The following is a 16401-nucleotide window of genomic DNA, read 5'->3' as shown; positions in this document are numbered from 1 at the left end:
GCGTCCAAAAGCCTGGCGCAAGCCTGTGGCTAGCGCTGGGCTTCGAAGTTGAGCAGTTTGCTGGCTACACGGTTGCTGTCGACCTTATAGCTGCCATCGGCAATGGCTTGCTTCAACTCGGCCACGCGGGCCTTGTCGACAGCAGGCTGATCGCGCAGCTTGTCGGTGATTTTCTGCAACTGTTGAGCCTCATTGCTGAGGTGTACCGATTCCCCGCTTTTGCTGGTCTCGGCTGCAGTCGTCAGCGGAGCGGATTTGCCGGCATCACCGGTTTCCTTGCTGGCGCTGGTACGCGTACTGCCTGTCAGTGAGGGGGAGCTGTTTAAACGGCTGAAGTCGATGACCATGATGAAGAAAACCTCTGGGTATTTGGACGCTTGCCATGTTTTCGGCCATACCCTGAAAAACTTTAGGCTCGATTGTCGACGAGCCAGCGCAGGTATCTGCGACCCTTTATCGGCCACAGTTTAGGGAACGAGCGAGTCGAGCGCCAGTTATCTACATGGCCACTTCCACCTGCCCCGGCGCGGTGACGCGAGCCTTGATCACGCGTTGCGAGTTCAGGTTCTTGACCCTGATCTGCTCGCTCATGCCGCCGTTGGACAGTGCTTCCCCCGGCATGCGCACGTTCAAGGTGCCGCTACGTGCCGAAATCACTACCTGATCGCCCTTGCGTACTACTTCAGCCTGTTCCAGGTGACCCAGAGTAATAAGCTGGTCGGCGACCATTGGTCGGACAAGTTTCTGACCAATGGCCTGGTCCACGGAAGTCAGGTAGCCCTGATTGTTCAGGCTGATATCTCTCTCGCGCAATACCACGTCTCCTGGCTCGATGATCCCGGCGCGCTTGAGTGGGCGCGAAGTGGTGACCACTTCGCGAAACAGTTTGACCTGGGCTGGCACGAACACCGTCCAGGGTGAGCCTCCCTCGCAGCGGACCTTGACCGTTACCCGCCCCAGTGGCTGTGCCGGACTTTCCAGGCTCGCTGTCAATTCCTTGTCGCAAGCAGGCATGCGCATGCGCGGATCCAGCTGGTTGACTTGGATTTCGTAGCGTCCTTCCGTTTGACTGGTAGCCAGATAGTCTTCTACCGTGAATTCAAGAAACCCTTGAGTGACGCCGATAAGTAGATCAGGCAGGGTGACCGAATCAGCAACGGCAGGGCCGCCAGGGTTTAGGATACATAGCGCCGACATCCCGCAAAGCAATGCGCGGTAGGGGGATGTCAGGCGTCGGAAAAATGTCGTTTTGGCGTTCATAACAGTTAAAAAGCAAGCGCCGTGCCGTTTAGTGATGAGCGTGCGTCGGATCTTAAAGCTTTGGGGAGTCTGGGCATGGCTGGTGTAATGGATTCGGTAAACCAGCGCACGCAATTGGTTGGGCAGAATCGTCTGGAGTTGCTGCTGTTCCGTCTGGACGGTGAGCAACTCTACGGGATCAACGTATTCAAGGTTCGCGAGGTGCTGCAATGCCCCAAGTTGACCCTGATGCCCAAATCCAACCCTGTGGTGTGCGGTGTCGCGAATATTCGAGGGGCGACCATTCCGATCCTGGATCTGGCAATGGCCACAGGTTCGGGGGGGTTGCAGGATCAGAGCAATCCGTTCGTCATTATCACTGAGTACAACACCAAGACTCAGGGGTTTTTGGTGCGCTCGGTGGAGCGTATCGTCAATATGAACTGGGAAGAGATCCATCCGCCGCCCAAGGGCACGGGGCGCGATCACTACCTGACGGCGGTGACTCGGGTGGACAACCAGTTGGTCGAGATCATCGACGTTGAAAAGGTTCTGGCGGAAGTCGCCCCCACCTCCGAGTCTATTTCGGTGGGCGTGGTTGACGTCGAGACTCAGCACAAGGCGGTTTCCTTGCGGGTGTTGACCGTTGACGACTCGTCAGTGGCGCGCAAGCAGGTGACTCGCTGCCTGCAGACTGTGGGTGTCGAGGTGGTGGCGCTGAACGATGGCCGGCAGGCGCTGGACTACCTGCGCAAGCTGGTGGATGAGGGCAAGAAGCCGGAAGAGGAATTCCTCATGATGATTTCCGACATCGAGATGCCCGAAATGGACGGTTACACCCTCACGGCCGAGATACGTAGCGATCCACGCATGCAAAAGCTGCATATCATCCTGCATACTTCGTTGTCAGGGGTGTTCAATCAGGCGATGGTGAAGAAGGTCGGTGCCGATGACTTCCTTGCCAAGTTCCGTCCTGACGACCTGGCATCCCGGGTAGTAGACCGGATCAAAGCAGCAGACCACAGCTGAGGGCATCAGCCCCCGGCGAACATAAGATTTAAGAGGCGGCAGCATTGTCTACGGGTAATTTGGATTTTGAACAGTTCCGGGTCTTCCTGGAAAAAGCCTGTGGTATTTTGCTCGGGGAAAACAAGCAATATCTTGTCTCGAGCCGTCTCAACAAACTGATGGAACAGCAAGGCATCAAAACCTTGGGTGAGCTGGTTCAGCGGATTCAGACCCAGCCGCGCAGCGGATTGCGCGAGATGGTGGTGGATGCGATGACGACCAACGAAACCTTGTGGTTTCGTGACACCTATCCCTTCGAAGTATTGAAGAACAAGGTGCTTCCCGAAGCCATCAAGGCCAGCCCCAATCAGCGCTTGCGGATCTGGTCGGCGGCATGCTCGTCGGGGCAGGAGCCCTATTCCTTGTCGATGTCCATCGATGAGTTCGAGCGCAGCAACATGGGCCAGTTGAAGATGGGGGTGCAGATTGTTGCTACCGATCTGTCCGGGACCATGCTCAATAACTGCAAGACCGGCGAATACGACAGCTTGGCCATCGGCCGTGGTTTGTCGGCCGAGCGCCTGCAGCGCTACTTCGACCCTAAAGGGCCGGGGCGCTGGGTGGTCAAGGCGCCGATCAAGAGCCGGGTGGAGTTTCGCTCGTTCAACCTGCTGGACAGTTACGCCAGCCTTGGCAAGTTCGACATCGTGTTCTGTCGCAATGTGCTGATCTACTTCTCGGCTGAGGTCAAGAAGGACATCCTGATGCGCATTCACAGCACGCTGAAGCCTGGTGGCTACCTGTTCCTGGGCGCTTCCGAAGCGCTCAATGGTCTGCCGGATCATTATCAGATGGTGCAATGCAGCCCTGGAATCATCTACCAGGCGAAATGATGGGCGGTTGCAGCAATAGAAAAGGAGGCCTCAGGGCCTCCTTTTTTGTGGGTGCCATTTTATCGGGTGGCCGGGCTAAAAGCGGCAGGTCGATTGCCGCTTTGCCGGCGTTTCGCGGAAATCCATTGCCGCTTTTCTGGCATTGCCGCCTTGCCGCTGCCGTAGAACCCTTGATTTACGGGGGTCTTTGACTTGGCACGTAGCTTGCTAAGTCAAGGTTACGAAAAATCAGGTCACCCAAAGGTTTCCGACATGAGCATCAGCTTCGATAAAGCGCTCGGTATTCACGAACAAGCGCTTGGCTTTCGCGCCAAGCGTGCCGAAGTGCTGGCCAACAACATCGCCAACGCCGACACCCCGAACTACAAGGCTCGGGATCTGGATTTCTCCGCTGTGCTTGCCGAGCAGAACGAAAAGGTCAAGAGCGGCACCTTCGCGTTGAACATGACCAACACCCGGCATATCGAAGCCCAGGGCCTGAGCAGTGGCGCCGAATCGCTGCTGTATCGCACGCCGATGCAACCCTCGATCGACCAGAACACCGTGGATGCCCAGTTGGAGCAATCGAGCTACGCACAGAACTCGGTGGACTTCCAAGCCAGCTTCACGCTGCTCAACAGCAAATTCAAAGGGCTGGTTGCAGCCCTGCGCGGAGAGTAATCCATGTCCCTTGCCAGTGTTTTCAATATTGCCGGTAGTGGCATGAGCGCTCAGACCACTCGTCTGAACACCGTCGCCAGTAACATCGCCAACGCCGAGAGCGTGTCGTCGAGCATCGACCAGACCTACCGCGCTCGTCATCCGGTGTTTGCCACCATGTTCCAGGGCGCCCAGAGCGGTGGCAGCGATTCGCTGTTCCAGAACCAGGATGCTGCAGGCCAAGGCGTTCAGGTGCTGGGCGTGGTGGAAGACCAGAGCAATCTGGAAGCTCGCTACGAACCGAATCATCCGGCTGCAGATGCCAAGGGCTACGTCTTCTACCCCAATGTCAACGTGGTGGAAGAAATGGCCGACATGATTTCCGCCAGTCGCTCGTTCCAGACCAACGCTGAAATGATGAATACCGCCAAAACCATGATGCAGAAGGTCCTGACCCTGGGTCAGTGATAAGGGGCGAAGCCAATGAGCGTTACTGATACCACCAGCGGTCCGTCCCTCAAGGATGTACTGGCCAACTCGTCGAAGAAGACCGCGAACACCACCAGCGCCGATGGCCTGGCGGCAGCGACGAACAGCGCCACCGGCAAGCAGGCCCTGGGCAAGGACGCGTTCCTCAAGTTGCTGGTGACCCAGCTGAACAACCAGAACCCGCTGGATCCACAGGACAACAGTGCGTTCGTTGCCCAGTTGGCGCAGTTCTCCACCCTGGAAGGGATCACGACCCTTAATACCTCGGTGAACTCCATCACTGGCAATTACAAGTCGTCTCAGGCTCTGCAGGCTTCGTCCCTGGTAGGTCGCTCGGTGATCGTCCAGTCCGGCACCACACAGGTTGACACCAGCAAGAGCATGACCGGTTCGGTGACCGTTCCGTCCAGCGTCAGCTCGGTCAAGGTGACCATCACCGACAAGGATGGCAACACCGTCAAGACCATCGACATGGGCAGCCAGAAGGCCGGCAACGCCAGCTTTGTCTGGGATGGCACCATGACCGATGGCACCAAGGCGGCCCCGGGTAACTACACCTTCAAGGCCAGCACCACCATTGATGGCAAGGGCACTGACCTGATCACCTACCTGCCGGCGACGGTCAACAGCGTCACCATCAGCCAGACCGGCGGAGAGTTGATGCTGAACCTGGCAGGGATGAGCAGCCCGATTGCCCTGTCCAAAGTACAAACCATTGGTATCTAGAGCCGACTAACCGGCACAAGGAGTGGAATATGTCTTTCAATATCGGCCTTAGCGGTCTCTACGCTGCCAACAAACAGCTGGACGTCACCGGTAACAACATCGCCAACGTCGCGACCACTGGTTTCAAGTCTTCCCGCGCTGAATTCTCCGACGTTTACTCGGCCACCAAGCTGGGCAGCGGTACTCAGGTGATTGGTAACGGCGTACGCCTGTCCAACGTTTCTCAGCAGTTCACTAACGGTGATATCAACAACACCGGCAACGTGCTGGACATGGGCATTCAGGGGCAGGGCTTCTTCGTGCTCAGCACCAATGGCTCGCTGACCTACACCCGTGCCGGTACCTTCAAGACCGACAAGGAAGGCTTCATCACCAACAGTGATGGCACTGCGCGCCTGCAAGGTTATGCCGTAGACGCCAACGGCAAGATCATCAACGGTGTACTGACCGACCTGCGGATCGATACCTCGAACCTGGCGCCCAAGCCAACCGACTCGATCTCCTCGACGATCAACCTGAACTCCGATTCGACTCCGATCAATGTGGCCTCGACCGCTCCGGTCTATGTGTTCAATCCGACCGACAACACCACCTACACCAAGTCGTTCAGTACCCCGGTGTATGACTCTCAGGGCAACAAGCACGTCATGGATCAGTACATGATCAAGACGCCGAACCCCAATGAGTGGCAAACCTACACGCTGATTGATGGTCGCAACCCGGACGGTACTGCATTCACCATGGCCAACCAGTCGCCGATCACCATGAAGTTCGACTCGTCGGGCAAGCTCAGCACCATTACCCCGCCAGCTGCGCCAGGGACTACGCCGTACACTATAGCCGGCAACAAAATTGTCATGTCGGCTACCGCCTGGACTCCGGGTACCGTCACCAATGGCGTATTCGCCCCTAACGGTGCCAAGCCTGCGGCGAACGGTGTCAGCATCGACATGACCAAAACCGGTTCGGTGTTCGGCGAAAGCACCCGCTCGATCATCGCGCAGAACGGCTATTCCACTGGCCAGATCAGCAGCCTGACCATCGATGGCACCGGTGTGATGCTGGCCAACTTCAGCAACGAGCAGACCAAGGCGATCGGTCAGATTTCCCTGGCCAGCTTCACCAACGAGCAAGGTCTGCAGCCGGTAGGCGGCACTCAGTGGAAAGAGACTTACTCGTCCGGTATTCCAGGTTATGACGCACCGAAGACCGGCACCCTGGGAGCGATCCAGTCCAACTCCCTGGAAGAGTCCAACGTCAACCTGACCAACGAGCTGGTGAACCTGATCAAGGCGCAGAGCAACTATCAGGCGAACGCCAAGACCATCTCCACTCAGAGCACCATCATGCAGACCATCATCCAGATGACCTGATACCGGTTCGCTTGAGCGCTACACAAAAAGCCCCTCGATGAGGGGCTTTTTCATGCCTGTTTGCTGCCACCCAGTTTCTTTATTGGTGGTGGGTTCGTAGGCGTGCGCTGGCGGGGCGGGGCTTTACAGGCGTGCAAGCTTGTATCGCAGGTGGCTGGCTTGTTGTCGGGGCTGGCTTGCCAGTGAAGGCGTCCTTGAGGCTTGCGCAACGCTTGGATGGGGAGGCTTGTTCATCGCTAAGCCGGCTTCTACAGCTTTGTTGCGGGCAAAAGAAAACCCCCGATAAGCCGCAGGCCTATCGGGGGTTGGCACAGGCGCCATGGGCGCCTGTCAGCTCAGCTTATTGGCAAGCTTCGCAATCCGGCTCGTCGATGGCGCAAGCCTTCGGCACTGGAGCAGGGCCGGCAGGCGCTGCCAGGACCGAGTCGTCACCGTGGTTGCCGCCGCTGGAGACAGCGTTCAGCTTGCCGGTGTTGATGGTCGACTTCTCGGTGCTGGTGGCGGCCAGGGCGCGGAGGTAGTAAGTGGTTTTCAGGCCACGGTACCAGGCCATGCGGTAGGTCACGTCCAGCTTCTTGCCCGAGGCGCCGGCGATGTACAGGTTCAGCGACTGAGCCTGGTCGATCCACTTCTGGCGACGGCTGGCAGCGTCGACGATCCACTTGGTTTCCACTTCGAAGGCGGTCGCGTAGAGCTCTTTGAGTTCTTGCGGGATGCGCTCGATCTGTTGCACCGAACCGTCGTAGTACTTCAGGTCGTTGATCATCACCGAGTCCCACAGACCGCGAGCCTTGAGGTCGCGAACCAGGTACGGGTTGATCACGGTGAATTCGCCCGACAGGTTCGATTTCACGTAGAGGTTCTGGTAGGTCGGTTCGATCGACTGCGACACGCCGGTGATGTTGGCGATGGTCGCGGTCGGTGCGATGGCCATGATGTTGGAGTTACGAATGCCTTTCTGCACGCGGGCACGAACCGGTGCCCAGTCCAGGGTTTCGTTGAGGTCCACATCGATGTACTTCTGGCCGCGAGCCTCGATCAGGATCTGTTGCGAGTCCAGTGGCAGGATGCCTTTTGACCACAGCGAGCCCTGGAACGTCTCATAGGCGCCGCGCTCGTCGGCCAGGTCGCAGGAAGCCTGGATCGCGTAGTAGCTGACCGCTTCCATGGACTTGTCGGCGAACTCGACCGCAGCGTCGGAACCGTAGGCGATGTGCTGCAGGTACAAAGCGTCCTGGAAGCCCATGATGCCCAGGCCCACTGGACGGTGCTTGAAGTTGGAGTTCTTCGCTTGCGGCACCGAGTAGTAGTTGATGTCGATCACGTTATCGAGCATGCGCACGGCGGTGTTCACGGTGCGTTCCAGCTTGGCGGTGTCCAGCTTGCCGTTGACGATGTGGTTCGGCAGGTTGATCGAGCCCAGGTTGCAGACGGCGATCTCGTCCTTGTTGGTGTTCAAGGTGATCTCGGTGCACAGGTTCGAGCTGTGGACCACGCCCACGTGCTGCTGCGGGCTGCGCAGGTTGCACGGGTCTTTGAAAGTCAGCCATGGGTGGCCGGTTTCAAACAGCATGGAGAGCATTTTGCGCCACAGGTCTTTGGCCTGGATGGTCTTGAACAGCTTGATCTTGCCTGGGTACTCGGTCAGGGCTTCGTAGTACTCGTAGCGCTCTTCGAAGGCCTTGCCGGTCAGGTCGTGCAGGTCCGGTACTTCGGATGGCGAGAACAGGGTCCACTTGCCGTCATCGAAGACACGCTTCATGAACAGGTCCGGGATCCAGTTGGCGGTGTTCATGTCGTGGGTACGACGACGATCATCACCGGTGTTCTTGCGCAGCTCGATGAACTCTTCGATGTCCATGTGCCAGGTTTCCAGGTAGGCACAGACAGCGCCCTTGCGCTTGCCGCCCTGGTTGACTGCTACTGCGGTGTCGTTGACCACTTTCAGGAAGGGGACGACGCCCTGGGACTTGCCGTTGGTGCCCTTGATGTAGGAACCCAGCGCACGTACCGGAGTCCAGTCGTTGCCCAGGCCACCGGCGAATTTCGACAGCATGGCGTTGTCGTGGATGGCGCCGTAGATGCCCGACAGATCGTCCGGGACGGTGGTCAGGTAGCAGCTCGACAGCTGTGGACGCAGGGTACCGGCGTTGAACAGGGTCGGGGTCGAGGCCATGTAGTCGAAGGACGACAGCAGGTTGTAGAACTCGATGGCACGGTCTTCGCGTTGCTTCTCTTCGATTGCCAGGCCCATGGCCACGCGCATGAAGAAGATCTGCGGCAGTTCGAAACGCACGCCATCCTTGTGGATGAAGTAACGGTCGTACAGGGTTTGCAGGCCCAGGTAGGTGAACTGCTGGTCGCGCTCGTGGTTGATCGCCTTGCCGAGTTTCTCCAGGTCGAACTCAGCCAGCACCGGGTTCAGCAATTCGAACTCGATACCCTTGGCGACGTAGGCCGGCAGTGCCTTGGCGTACAGGTCGGCCATTTCGTGATGGGTGGCGCTCTCGGCGACCTCGAGGAAACCCAGGCCTTCGGCGCGCAGGGTGTCCATCAGCAGGCGGGCGGTGACGAACGAGTAGTTCGGCTCGCGCTCGACCAGGGTGCGGGCGGTCATCACCAGGGCGGTGTTGACGTCTTTCAGGGCCACGCCGTCGTAGAGGTTCTTCAGGGTTTCGCGCTGGATCAGGTCGCCATCGACTTCTTCCAGGCCTTCGCAGGCTTCGCTGACGATGGTGTTCAGGCGGCCCATGTCCAGGGGAGCGAAGCTGCCATCGGCGCGGGTGATGCGGATCGAAGGGTGGGCTTGTACCGTCTCTTCGCCGCTGGAGCGAGTGGCACGTTCCTTGGCGCGGGAGTCACGGTAGATCACGTAGTCGCGGGCAACTTTCTGCTCGCCGGCGCGCATCAGGGCCAGTTCGACCTGGTCCTGGATCTCTTCGATGTGGATGGTGCCGCCCGAAGGCATGCGACGCTTGAAGGTCGCGGTGACCTGTTCGGTCAGGCGCGCCACGGTGTCGTGGATTCGCGACGAGGCAGCGGCAGTGCCGCCTTCAACTGCGAGGAACGCTTTGGTGATAGCGACGGTGATCTTGTCATCGGTGTAAGCAACGACAGTGCCGTTTCGCTTGATCACGCGCAATTGGCCAGGGGCGGTAGCAGACAGATCCAGGTTGGAATCGGCGGCCTGCGGCGCATTGGCCTGCGGGTTCTCGCGAGTTGTGTCGGTTTGCATGGGTGTCTCCACGTTCTCTATGTTTGTTTGGGCACCAATGAGGTGCCCACCGTTCCGTCCTGAAGCACTACAGCCGGCAGAGGCCGGGCATAACGACTTCGGGACAGTTCAGGAAGGGGGCTATTGGCGCCGCTTCCATGCCGAAGTCATGGTGTCGAGCCTGGGCTCGGCACCTTATTCCTGGTGGGTGACAGTCTTGTTGCTGCAACACCCGTACCGCTTTCTCCTGGACAGGGTGGAAAACGATGCCATCCGCACGCGCGGTCTTGGTCTTCTGAAACAGCGATTGGTTCCACCAAACGGGGCAAGAAAAGGGCTTGAGTTTCTTGTCTGAAGTGTGTTTGGTTTTTTGCGTAAAACCCTAGATATAGGTGTTTTTGGCCGGCGGGCTACAAGATAATGCGTTTTGGGGGCTGATTGCAACGTGCTGCCTGTGGATAAGGTTGTGCGTAAATTGTGTATGGGCTGGGTAAAACTCGCGCAGGCCGCAGTCCTAGTGCATGGAACCGTTTGTCACTGTTTTTTACCGCCTGAAATTGCCTTGGGCGGATTTTTGCGGGCGCGAACCCTATCACAAAAAATCCCCCTGACCGAGTCGTTTTAGTCGCTTGTGTGGGGGCTGATCCCGGTTGCTACAATCCGTCGCGGTCCATGAGTTGCTGGCGACGTTTTCCATGGCCGGTTATCCGTCTTTTTCATGACAAAAAGACGGGTGCTTTCTTTCCAGTGAATGCTGGCAATAAAAAAGAGGTCGAGCGTGGAGCAAGAAGCCTGGCAGGTACTGATTGTCGAGGATGACCAGCGTCTGGCTGAGTTGACCCGTGAATATCTCGAAAGCAACGGCCTGCTGGTGGCCATCGAGGGCAACGGCGCCCGGGCTGCTGCCAGGATCATTGCCGAGCAGCCAGACCTGGTGATTCTCGACCTGATGCTGCCCGGTGAAGACGGCCTGAGTATCTGTCGCAAAGTCCGGGGTCGCTATGACGGGCCAATCCTCATGCTCACCGCCCGCACCGATGACATGGATCAGGTCATGGGCCTGGACCTGGGGGCCGATGACTACGTCTGCAAGCCGGTACGCCCACGGTTATTGCTGGCGCGGATCCAGGCCTTGCTGCGGCGTAGCGAAGCAGCGGAGCCTGCCCAGGAGAAAACCCGGCGCCTGCAATTCGGTCCTCTGGTGGTGGACAACGCCCTGCGTGAGGCATGGCTGAGCGATGTCGGCATCGAGCTGACCAGTGCCGAGTTCGATCTGTTGTGGCTGCTGGTGGTGAATGCGGGGCGGATACTGTCCCGTGAGGAGATCTTCACCGCTCTGCGCGGCATAGGTTATGACGGCCAGGACCGTTCCATCGATGTGCGCATCTCGCGCATCCGGCCCAAGATCGGCGACGACCCGGAGCACCCGCGACTGATCAAGACCATTCGCAGCAAGGGCTATCTGTTCGTTCCTGAAGCCGCCGCCGAATTGCCCTCGTGAACTCCATCTTCCTGCGGATCTATGGCGGTATGTGCGCCGCGCTGATCCTGGTGGCGCTGCTGGGGGTGCTGGCTCTGCACCTGCTCAACGAGGTGCGCAGCGAGCAGTACCGCGAACGACTGGCCCACGGCACCTTCTCGCTGATGGCGGATAACCTCAAGCCCATGAGCGAGATCGAGCGTCGCCGCGCCTTGGCCGTGTGGGAGCGGCTGTTGGGGATTCCCCTGAGCCTGAAGACCTTCAACCAGACCGACCTGGACAGCAGCCAGCGTGGCCGGGTGCTGCGCGGACAGGCGCTGGTGGAGCAGATCGGGCCCTATGCCGCCCGGGTCTATCGCCTGGTCAGCGAGAAGGAGCAGTTGCTGCTCAGTGCCGAAGTGCAACAGATCAGCGAGCAACTGGCCCGGGCAACCATCTATCTGTTGGCGGACGAGTTGGTACGGTATCCGGTGGCGGAGCAGCCTGAGCGCCTGGCGGCATTGAAGAAGGCCAAGGGGTTTGGTTTCGATATGCACCTGTCCACCCTGGATGCCGCCGATATGGATGAGGACCAGCGCCGACGGGTGGCCGAGGGCGATACGGTGATGGCCCTGGGCAAGGGCGGTGATTCGATCCGGGTATTTGCGGGGTTGGTGGGTACGCCCTGGGTGCTGGAAATCGGCCCTCTGTATCAGATGAACCCTTATCCGCCGCAATGGCTGGTGCTGATTGCCGTGCTCGGCCTGAGCTTGATCGGCCTGATCGTCTATTTATTGGTACGCCAACTGGAGCGACGTCTCAGCGGCCTGGAATCGGCGGCCACGAAAATTGCCAAGGGCAGCCTGGAAACCCGTGTGCCGGCTCGTGGTGTGGATTCGGTGGGGCGCCTGGCGGCTGCATTCAACGGCATGGCCGAGCATTTGCAACGCTTGTTGGCGATCCAGCGCGAACTGGTGCGGGCGGTCTCTCATGAGTTGCGTACACCAGTGGCTCGGTTGCGTTTTGGTCTGGAGATGATTGCTTCGGCAAATACCGATCAGGCGCGACAGAAGTACCTGGATGGCATGGATCACGATATTCAGGACCTGGATCGTCTGGTGGACGAGATGCTCACCTATGCCCGCCTGGAACAGGGCTCGCCGGCCTTGAACTTCCAGCGTATCGACCTGGATGCCCTGATTAACCAAGTGATCAGCGAACTGGCACCCTTGCGGGCCAACCTCAAGGTCCAGCGTGGGCTGTGCCTGTCCGACGCCGAGTGCGACGGGGCCTGGGTCGAGGCCGAGCCGCGCTATCTGCACCGGGCGCTGCAGAATCTGGTGAGCAATGCCATGCGCCATGCGGAATCCCAGGTCACTGTCAGTTATCAGGTGGGCCAGTTGCGCTGTCGGGTGGATGTGGAGGATGACGGTCCCGGCGTGCCGGAAAGTGCCTGGGAAAAGATCTTCACGCCTTTTCTGCGCCTGGATGACAGTCGTACCCGGGCTTCCGGCGGTCATGGGCTGGGGCTGTCGATCGTGCGGCGAATCATCCACTGGCACGACGGTCGGGCCCTGATTAGCCAGAGCAAGAGCCTCGGGGGCGCCTGCTTCAGCCTCAGCTGGCCCCGGCAGCAGGAGCCCCGCTGAGGATTGTCGGCGGGGCGGCCTTGATGGCGATCAGACTGAGCAACTGGTTGTCCTCGACCACGAACTGCCCCTGTAGCTCACTGCCGTGGTGCCATTCATCGCTCAGGTCTGTCAGTAGGCGCACTCGGACCTGGCCCTCGAGAGACCACTCCAGTACTTCGGCGTGTTCGAAGTAGAAGTTTTTGTGCACCAATGGATACAGGGTCTTGTACAGGCTTTCCTTGATCGAGAAGGTCAGGGTCACCGCCAGGGCGTGCAACGCGGGGGGCAACAGGTCCCGGCGTTGCAGTTCCGCCGGCGTGAGGATCTGCTCAGCCAGATTGGCCGCGCGTTCATTGCTCAGCAGCTTTTCCAGGTCTATTCCCAAGGCTCGCCAGTGCTGTTTGTCGGCGACGATGGCGGCGGCGCGGCCGGTGCCGTGGGTAATGGAACCGCAGATATGCTCGGGCCAGATCGGCGCCCGGTCGGCGCCGATCGGAGGAACCCAATCCACATTCTGCAGTTGCCACAGGGCGGCCCGGGCGCACAGGCGTCCGGCCAGGAATTCGGCCTGGCGCTTGGCCACCGAGCGCTGGATGTTGGGCGGCGCTTCAATGCCGCTGCGCTGGAAATCGTCCGCGGCCAATTGCCCGGGATCGAACCGAGTGCTCAGCCAAAGGGTATGGGGCAAGGCCTCCGGCAGGGGCCAGGAGGCATCTAGAGAGGTACAGCAAGCGGGGAGAGGGGGGAGTGCATTCATGGCCGCTAGTTTGCCGGGTTGAAGAGTTCGAGGGTAGCGGTGTGTGCTGCAGAGAGGGGACTCAGAAAGCTGGGCGAGAGCGTTGTGCAGGTTGAAATGCCTCAAGACAGCTAGATGGATCTGGTTCAGGCGAGGTTAAGAGTGTGTTCAGGGGGAGTTCAGGGCGGGCTGTTTACTCTAGCCCCGTACCCAAAAAGCCAATAGCGCAAAGGAAACTTCCTATGACTTCATTGAAAAAACTGATCCTGGCCTTTACCGTTCTCGGCGCCAGCGCCGCCGTCCAAGCCGCTGACAGTAACTTCGCCAGCCTGACCTACGGCCAGACCAGCGACAAGGTTAAAAAATCCAGCCAGCTCAACAGCAATCTCGGGCATCCGAACGCCGATGGTGTGATCGGCAAGGACAACACTTGGGGTGTGCGTTTCGGCCAACAGAATGACCAGGGCCGTTACTACGCCACTTACGATTACGTTTCCGGCTCTCACAATGGCATTAAACTGCGTCAGCAAAATCTGCTGGGCAGTTACGATATGTTCCTGCCGGTGACCAGCAGCACCAAGCTGTTTGGCGGTGCTACCGCCGGCTTGACCAAGCTGACCCAGGAATCCCCGGGCTTCAGCCGCGATAGCGACATCGGTTACGCGGTGGGAGTGCAGGCGGGTGTCCTGCAGCAGGTTTCACAAAATACCTCGGTAGAGCTCGGCTACCGTTACCTGCGCAGCAATGCCGGGACCGAGATGAGCGAGCGGGGCGGCAGCAAGCAAGGTTCCTTGAGCCTTACCAGCAGTGCCCAGACTTATCTGTCGGCCAACTACGCTTTCTGATAAGCGGCCTGGCCTGAACCGCGCCGGACTGTGCCTTGGGCACGGTCCGGCGCTGGCGCATTGATCGTCAGGGCGCAGGGGCGCCCTCGGAGATGTCGAATTTTGCCTGGGAGAGCGTTATGAAGTTGCTGGTCGTCGAAGATGAGGCGCTGTTGCGCCATCACCTGCAAACCCGCCTCACCGACAGTGGCCATGTGGTCGAGTCCGTGGCGAACGCCGAGGAGGCGTTGTATCAGACCGAGCAGTTCAATCACGACCTGGCGGTGATCGACCTGGGATTGCCCGGCATGGGCGGACTGGACCTGATCCGTCAGTTACGTGCCCGTGGCAAGACGTTTCCGATCCTCATCCTCACCGCCCGCGGCAATTGGCAGGACAAGGTCGAAGGCCTGGCCGCCGGTGCCGACGACTATGTGGTCAAGCCGTTTCAGTTCGAAGAGCTGGATGCACGGCTCAATGCGTTGCTGCGGCGTTCCAGCGGTTTTACCCAGTCCACCATCATTGCCGGCCCTTTGCTGCTGGACCTGAATCGCAAGCAGGCGTCCATGGATGATCAACCCCTGGCCCTGACCGCCTACGAATACCGGATCCTCGAGTACCTGATGCTCCATCACCAGCAGGTGGTGGCCAAGGACCGGCTGATGGAGCAGTTGTACCCGGACGATGACGAGCGTGATCCGAACGTCATCGAGGTGCTGGTGGGGCGGCTGCGGCGCAAGCTGGAGGGGCCGTCGGGCTTCAAGCCGATTGATACGGTGCGCGGCCTGGGCTATCTGTTCAACGAGCGCTGCCGATGATTCGATCGCTGCGGCTGCGGCTGATGCTGGCGGCGACCACCTTGGCGGTGCTGTTCATGCTGGCGTTGCTGCCGGCCATGCAGGGGGCCTTCAGCCTGGCGCTGCAGGACTCCATCGAGCAGCGCCTGGCTTCCGACGTCACCACCCTGATTTCGGCGGCGCGGATTGAAAACAACCGCCTGCAGATGCCCGCACAACTGCCGGACGAGCGCTTCAATCTCGCCGACAGTCGCTTGCTGGGCTACATCTATGACCGAGAGGGGCACCTGGTCTGGCGCTCCCGGGCCACCCAGGAAGAGAACATCAATTACCGGCCGCGGTACGACGGGCGCGGTAACGAGTTCGCCAGAATCCGTGAAGCCAATGGCCAGGAGTTCTTCGTCTACGACGTCGAGATCAAGTTGTTGGGGGGCAAGAACGCGGCTTTCAGTATCGTTGCACTGCAACCGGTGCGTGAGTACCAGCAGACTCTGGAAGGGGTCAGGGAAAACCTCTATCTAGGCTTTGGTGCGGCGTTGCTGGTGCTGCTGGCATTGCTCTGGCTGGGGTTGACCTGGGGTTTGCAGGCCCTACGACGCTTGAGCCAGGAGTTGGACCAGATCGAGAGCGGTACCCGCCAAAGCCTCAGTGAGGAGCATCCGCGAGAGCTGTTGCGCCTGACCGGCTCCTTGAACCGTCTGCTGCAAAGCGAGCGCGAGCAGCGTAGCCGCTACCGCGACTCCCTGGATGACCTGGCCCACAGCCTGAAAACCCCGTTGACGGTGTTGCAAGGGGTCAGCGAGGACATGGCGCAACGGCCTCAGGATCGGGAGCAGGCCTGGGTCCTGCAGGCGCAGATCGAGCGCATGAGTCAGCAGATCAGCTACCAGTTGCAGCGTGCCAGCCTGCGCAAAAGTGGCCTGGTGCGCCATCAGGTGCGTCTGCGGCCGGTGCTGCAAAGCCTGTGCGACACCCTGGACAAGGTCTATCGCGACAAGCAGGTGCGCGTGTCCTTCGATTTGCCCGAGCGCTGCTATGTGCCGATCGAGCACGGGGCCTTGCTGGAATTGCTTGGCAACCTGCTGGAGAACGCCTACCGCCTGTGCCTGAGCTCGGTACGCATCAGTGTGCGCGAGACTCTGGATGGCTCAGAGCTGTGTGTGGAGGACGATGGCCCTGGTGTGCCACCCGATCAGCGGGCGCGGATTCTCCAACGTGGCGAGCGTCTTGATCGCCAGCACCCAGGGCAGGGCATAGGCCTGGCGGTGGTCAAGGACATCATCGAGAGTTATGGCGCGCAGTTGACCCTGGGGGATTCAGCCTTGGGCGGTGCGGCCTTCAGGATTCACTTCCCGGCCCTGTAAAGGGCGCTT

At 59.5% G+C, this 16401-nt stretch carries 15 protein-coding genes; 11 read left to right on the top strand and 4 right to left on the bottom strand.

Going from position 1 to position 16401, the window contains the following annotated elements:
- Positions 1 to 29: 29 nt before the first annotated feature.
- Both flgM and flgA read right to left on the bottom strand, forming a co-directional pair.
- The gene (gene flgM, locus ACMGF8_RS27825) at positions 30 to 347 is read right to left on the bottom strand and encodes a flagellar biosynthesis anti-sigma factor FlgM (RefSeq protein WP_102860705.1); all 318 of its coding nucleotides are present in this window, start codon (positions 345 to 347) and stop codon (positions 30 to 32) included.
- Between the two features lie 151 nt (positions 348 to 498).
- The gene (gene flgA / locus ACMGF8_RS27820) at positions 499 to 1260 is read right to left on the bottom strand and encodes a flagellar basal body P-ring formation chaperone FlgA (RefSeq protein ID WP_102860706.1); all 762 of its coding nucleotides are present in this window, start codon (positions 1258 to 1260) and stop codon (positions 499 to 501) included.
- 75 nt (positions 1261 to 1335) lie between these two features.
- Between flgA and ACMGF8_RS27815 the strand changes: the two genes are divergently transcribed.
- The 6 genes from ACMGF8_RS27815 to flgE all read left to right on the top strand — a co-directional run bounded on the left by ACMGF8_RS27815 (position 1336) and on the right by flgE (position 6367).
- Positions 1336 to 2268, top strand: coding sequence for a chemotaxis protein CheV (locus ACMGF8_RS27815; protein WP_102860707.1), 933 nt, complete (start codon positions 1336 to 1338; stop codon positions 2266 to 2268).
- 44 nt (positions 2269 to 2312) lie between these two features.
- Positions 2313 to 3140 (top strand): protein-glutamate O-methyltransferase CheR, encoded by an 828-nt coding sequence (gene cheR, locus ACMGF8_RS27810; protein ID WP_011062744.1) that lies wholly within the window; start codon positions 2313 to 2315, stop codon positions 3138 to 3140.
- 252 nt (positions 3141 to 3392) lie between these two features.
- Positions 3393 to 3800 carry a flagellar basal body rod protein FlgB gene (gene flgB, locus ACMGF8_RS27805; RefSeq protein WP_102860708.1) on the top strand — a complete coding sequence of 136 codons (408 nt, stop codon included), beginning with the start codon at positions 3393 to 3395 and terminating at the stop codon, positions 3798 to 3800.
- Positions 3801 to 3803: 3 nt separating this feature from the next.
- Positions 3804 to 4247 carry a flagellar basal body rod protein FlgC gene (gene flgC, locus ACMGF8_RS27800; protein WP_102860709.1) on the top strand — a complete coding sequence of 148 codons (444 nt, stop codon included), beginning with the start codon at positions 3804 to 3806 and terminating at the stop codon, positions 4245 to 4247.
- Between the two features lie 15 nt (positions 4248 to 4262).
- Positions 4263 to 4994, top strand: a complete 732-nt coding sequence (gene flgD / locus ACMGF8_RS27795; protein ID WP_102860710.1) for a flagellar hook assembly protein FlgD — start codon at positions 4263 to 4265, stop codon at positions 4992 to 4994.
- Between the two features lie 29 nt (positions 4995 to 5023).
- On the top strand, positions 5024 to 6367 hold the full coding sequence (flgE, locus tag ACMGF8_RS27790; protein ID WP_207166389.1) for a flagellar hook protein FlgE: 1344 nt from the start codon (positions 5024 to 5026) through the stop codon (positions 6365 to 6367).
- A 340-nt stretch (positions 6368 to 6707) separates the two neighbouring features.
- On the opposite strand, the gene ACMGF8_RS27785 is transcribed toward flgE, so the two are convergent.
- The gene (locus ACMGF8_RS27785) at positions 6708 to 9602 is read right to left on the bottom strand and encodes a ribonucleoside-diphosphate reductase subunit alpha (protein WP_102860712.1); all 2895 of its coding nucleotides are present in this window, start codon (positions 9600 to 9602) and stop codon (positions 6708 to 6710) included.
- A 757-nt stretch (positions 9603 to 10359) separates the two neighbouring features.
- On the opposite strand from ACMGF8_RS27785, the gene ACMGF8_RS27780 reads away from it, so the two are divergent.
- Positions 10360 to 11082 (top strand): response regulator, encoded by a 723-nt coding sequence (locus ACMGF8_RS27780; protein WP_102860713.1) that lies wholly within the window; start codon positions 10360 to 10362, stop codon positions 11080 to 11082.
- Positions 11079 to 12689: an ATP-binding protein gene (locus ACMGF8_RS27775; protein ID WP_102860714.1), complete on the top strand. Its 1611-nt coding sequence runs from the start codon at positions 11079 to 11081 to the stop codon at positions 12687 to 12689. Before ACMGF8_RS27780 ends, ACMGF8_RS27775 begins: the two co-directional genes overlap by 4 nt.
- On the opposite strand, the gene ACMGF8_RS27770 is transcribed toward ACMGF8_RS27775, so the two are convergent.
- A complete protein-coding gene (locus ACMGF8_RS27770; RefSeq protein ID WP_102860715.1) occupies positions 12658 to 13428 on the bottom strand; it encodes a 4'-phosphopantetheinyl transferase family protein in 771 nt (256 codons plus the stop codon). The two genes, ACMGF8_RS27775 and ACMGF8_RS27770, sit on opposite strands and share 32 nt — an antisense overlap.
- A 221-nt stretch (positions 13429 to 13649) precedes the next feature.
- Here ACMGF8_RS27770 and ACMGF8_RS27765 point away from each other — a divergent pair, with 221 nt between their 5' ends.
- From ACMGF8_RS27765 to ACMGF8_RS27755, 3 genes are all read left to right on the top strand, one after another.
- Positions 13650 to 14252 (top strand): hypothetical protein, encoded by a 603-nt coding sequence (locus tag ACMGF8_RS27765; RefSeq protein ID WP_102860716.1) that lies wholly within the window; start codon positions 13650 to 13652, stop codon positions 14250 to 14252.
- A gap of 119 nt (positions 14253 to 14371) precedes the next feature.
- A complete protein-coding gene (locus tag ACMGF8_RS27760; RefSeq protein ID WP_102860717.1) occupies positions 14372 to 15049 on the top strand; it encodes a response regulator in 678 nt (225 codons plus the stop codon).
- A complete protein-coding gene (locus ACMGF8_RS27755; protein ID WP_102860718.1) occupies positions 15046 to 16392 on the top strand; it encodes an ATP-binding protein in 1347 nt (448 codons plus the stop codon). Before ACMGF8_RS27760 ends, ACMGF8_RS27755 begins: the two co-directional genes overlap by 4 nt.
- The last annotated feature ends 9 nt before the right edge of the window (positions 16393 to 16401 follow it).

Origin of the sequence: Pseudomonas sp. BNK-7 (genome assembly GCF_048072025.1) — a bacterium.
GTDB lineage: Bacteria > Pseudomonadota > Gammaproteobacteria > Pseudomonadales > Pseudomonadaceae > Aquipseudomonas > Aquipseudomonas danubii.
This window is presented reverse-complemented; position numbering and strand designations above follow the sequence as displayed.

Excerpts from the sequence above, each read along its gene's own strand:
- flgM (WP_102860705.1), bottom strand. The coding sequence starts at position 347 with ATGGTCATCGACTTCAGCCGTTTAAACAGCTCCCCCTCACTGACAGGC.
- flgA (WP_102860706.1), bottom strand. The coding sequence starts at position 1,260 with ATGAACGCCAAAACGACATTTTTCCGACGCCTGACATCCCCCTACCGC.
- ACMGF8_RS27815 (WP_102860707.1), top strand. The coding sequence starts at position 1,336 with ATGGCTGGTGTAATGGATTCGGTAAACCAGCGCACGCAATTGGTTGGG.
- flgB (WP_102860708.1), top strand. The coding sequence starts at position 3,393 with ATGAGCATCAGCTTCGATAAAGCGCTCGGTATTCACGAACAAGCGCTT.
- flgC (WP_102860709.1), top strand. The coding sequence starts at position 3,804 with ATGTCCCTTGCCAGTGTTTTCAATATTGCCGGTAGTGGCATGAGCGCT.
- flgD (WP_102860710.1), top strand. The coding sequence starts at position 4,263 with ATGAGCGTTACTGATACCACCAGCGGTCCGTCCCTCAAGGATGTACTG.
- flgE (WP_207166389.1), top strand. The coding sequence starts at position 5,024 with ATGTCTTTCAATATCGGCCTTAGCGGTCTCTACGCTGCCAACAAACAG.
- ACMGF8_RS27785 (WP_102860712.1), bottom strand. The coding sequence starts at position 9,602 with ATGCAAACCGACACAACTCGCGAGAACCCGCAGGCCAATGCGCCGCAG.
- ACMGF8_RS27770 (WP_102860715.1), bottom strand. The coding sequence starts at position 13,428 with ATGAATGCACTCCCCCCTCTCCCCGCTTGCTGTACCTCTCTAGATGCC.
- ACMGF8_RS27765 (WP_102860716.1), top strand. The coding sequence starts at position 13,650 with ATGACTTCATTGAAAAAACTGATCCTGGCCTTTACCGTTCTCGGCGCC.
- ACMGF8_RS27760 (WP_102860717.1), top strand. The coding sequence starts at position 14,372 with ATGAAGTTGCTGGTCGTCGAAGATGAGGCGCTGTTGCGCCATCACCTG.
- ACMGF8_RS27755 (WP_102860718.1), top strand. The coding sequence starts at position 15,046 with ATGATTCGATCGCTGCGGCTGCGGCTGATGCTGGCGGCGACCACCTTG.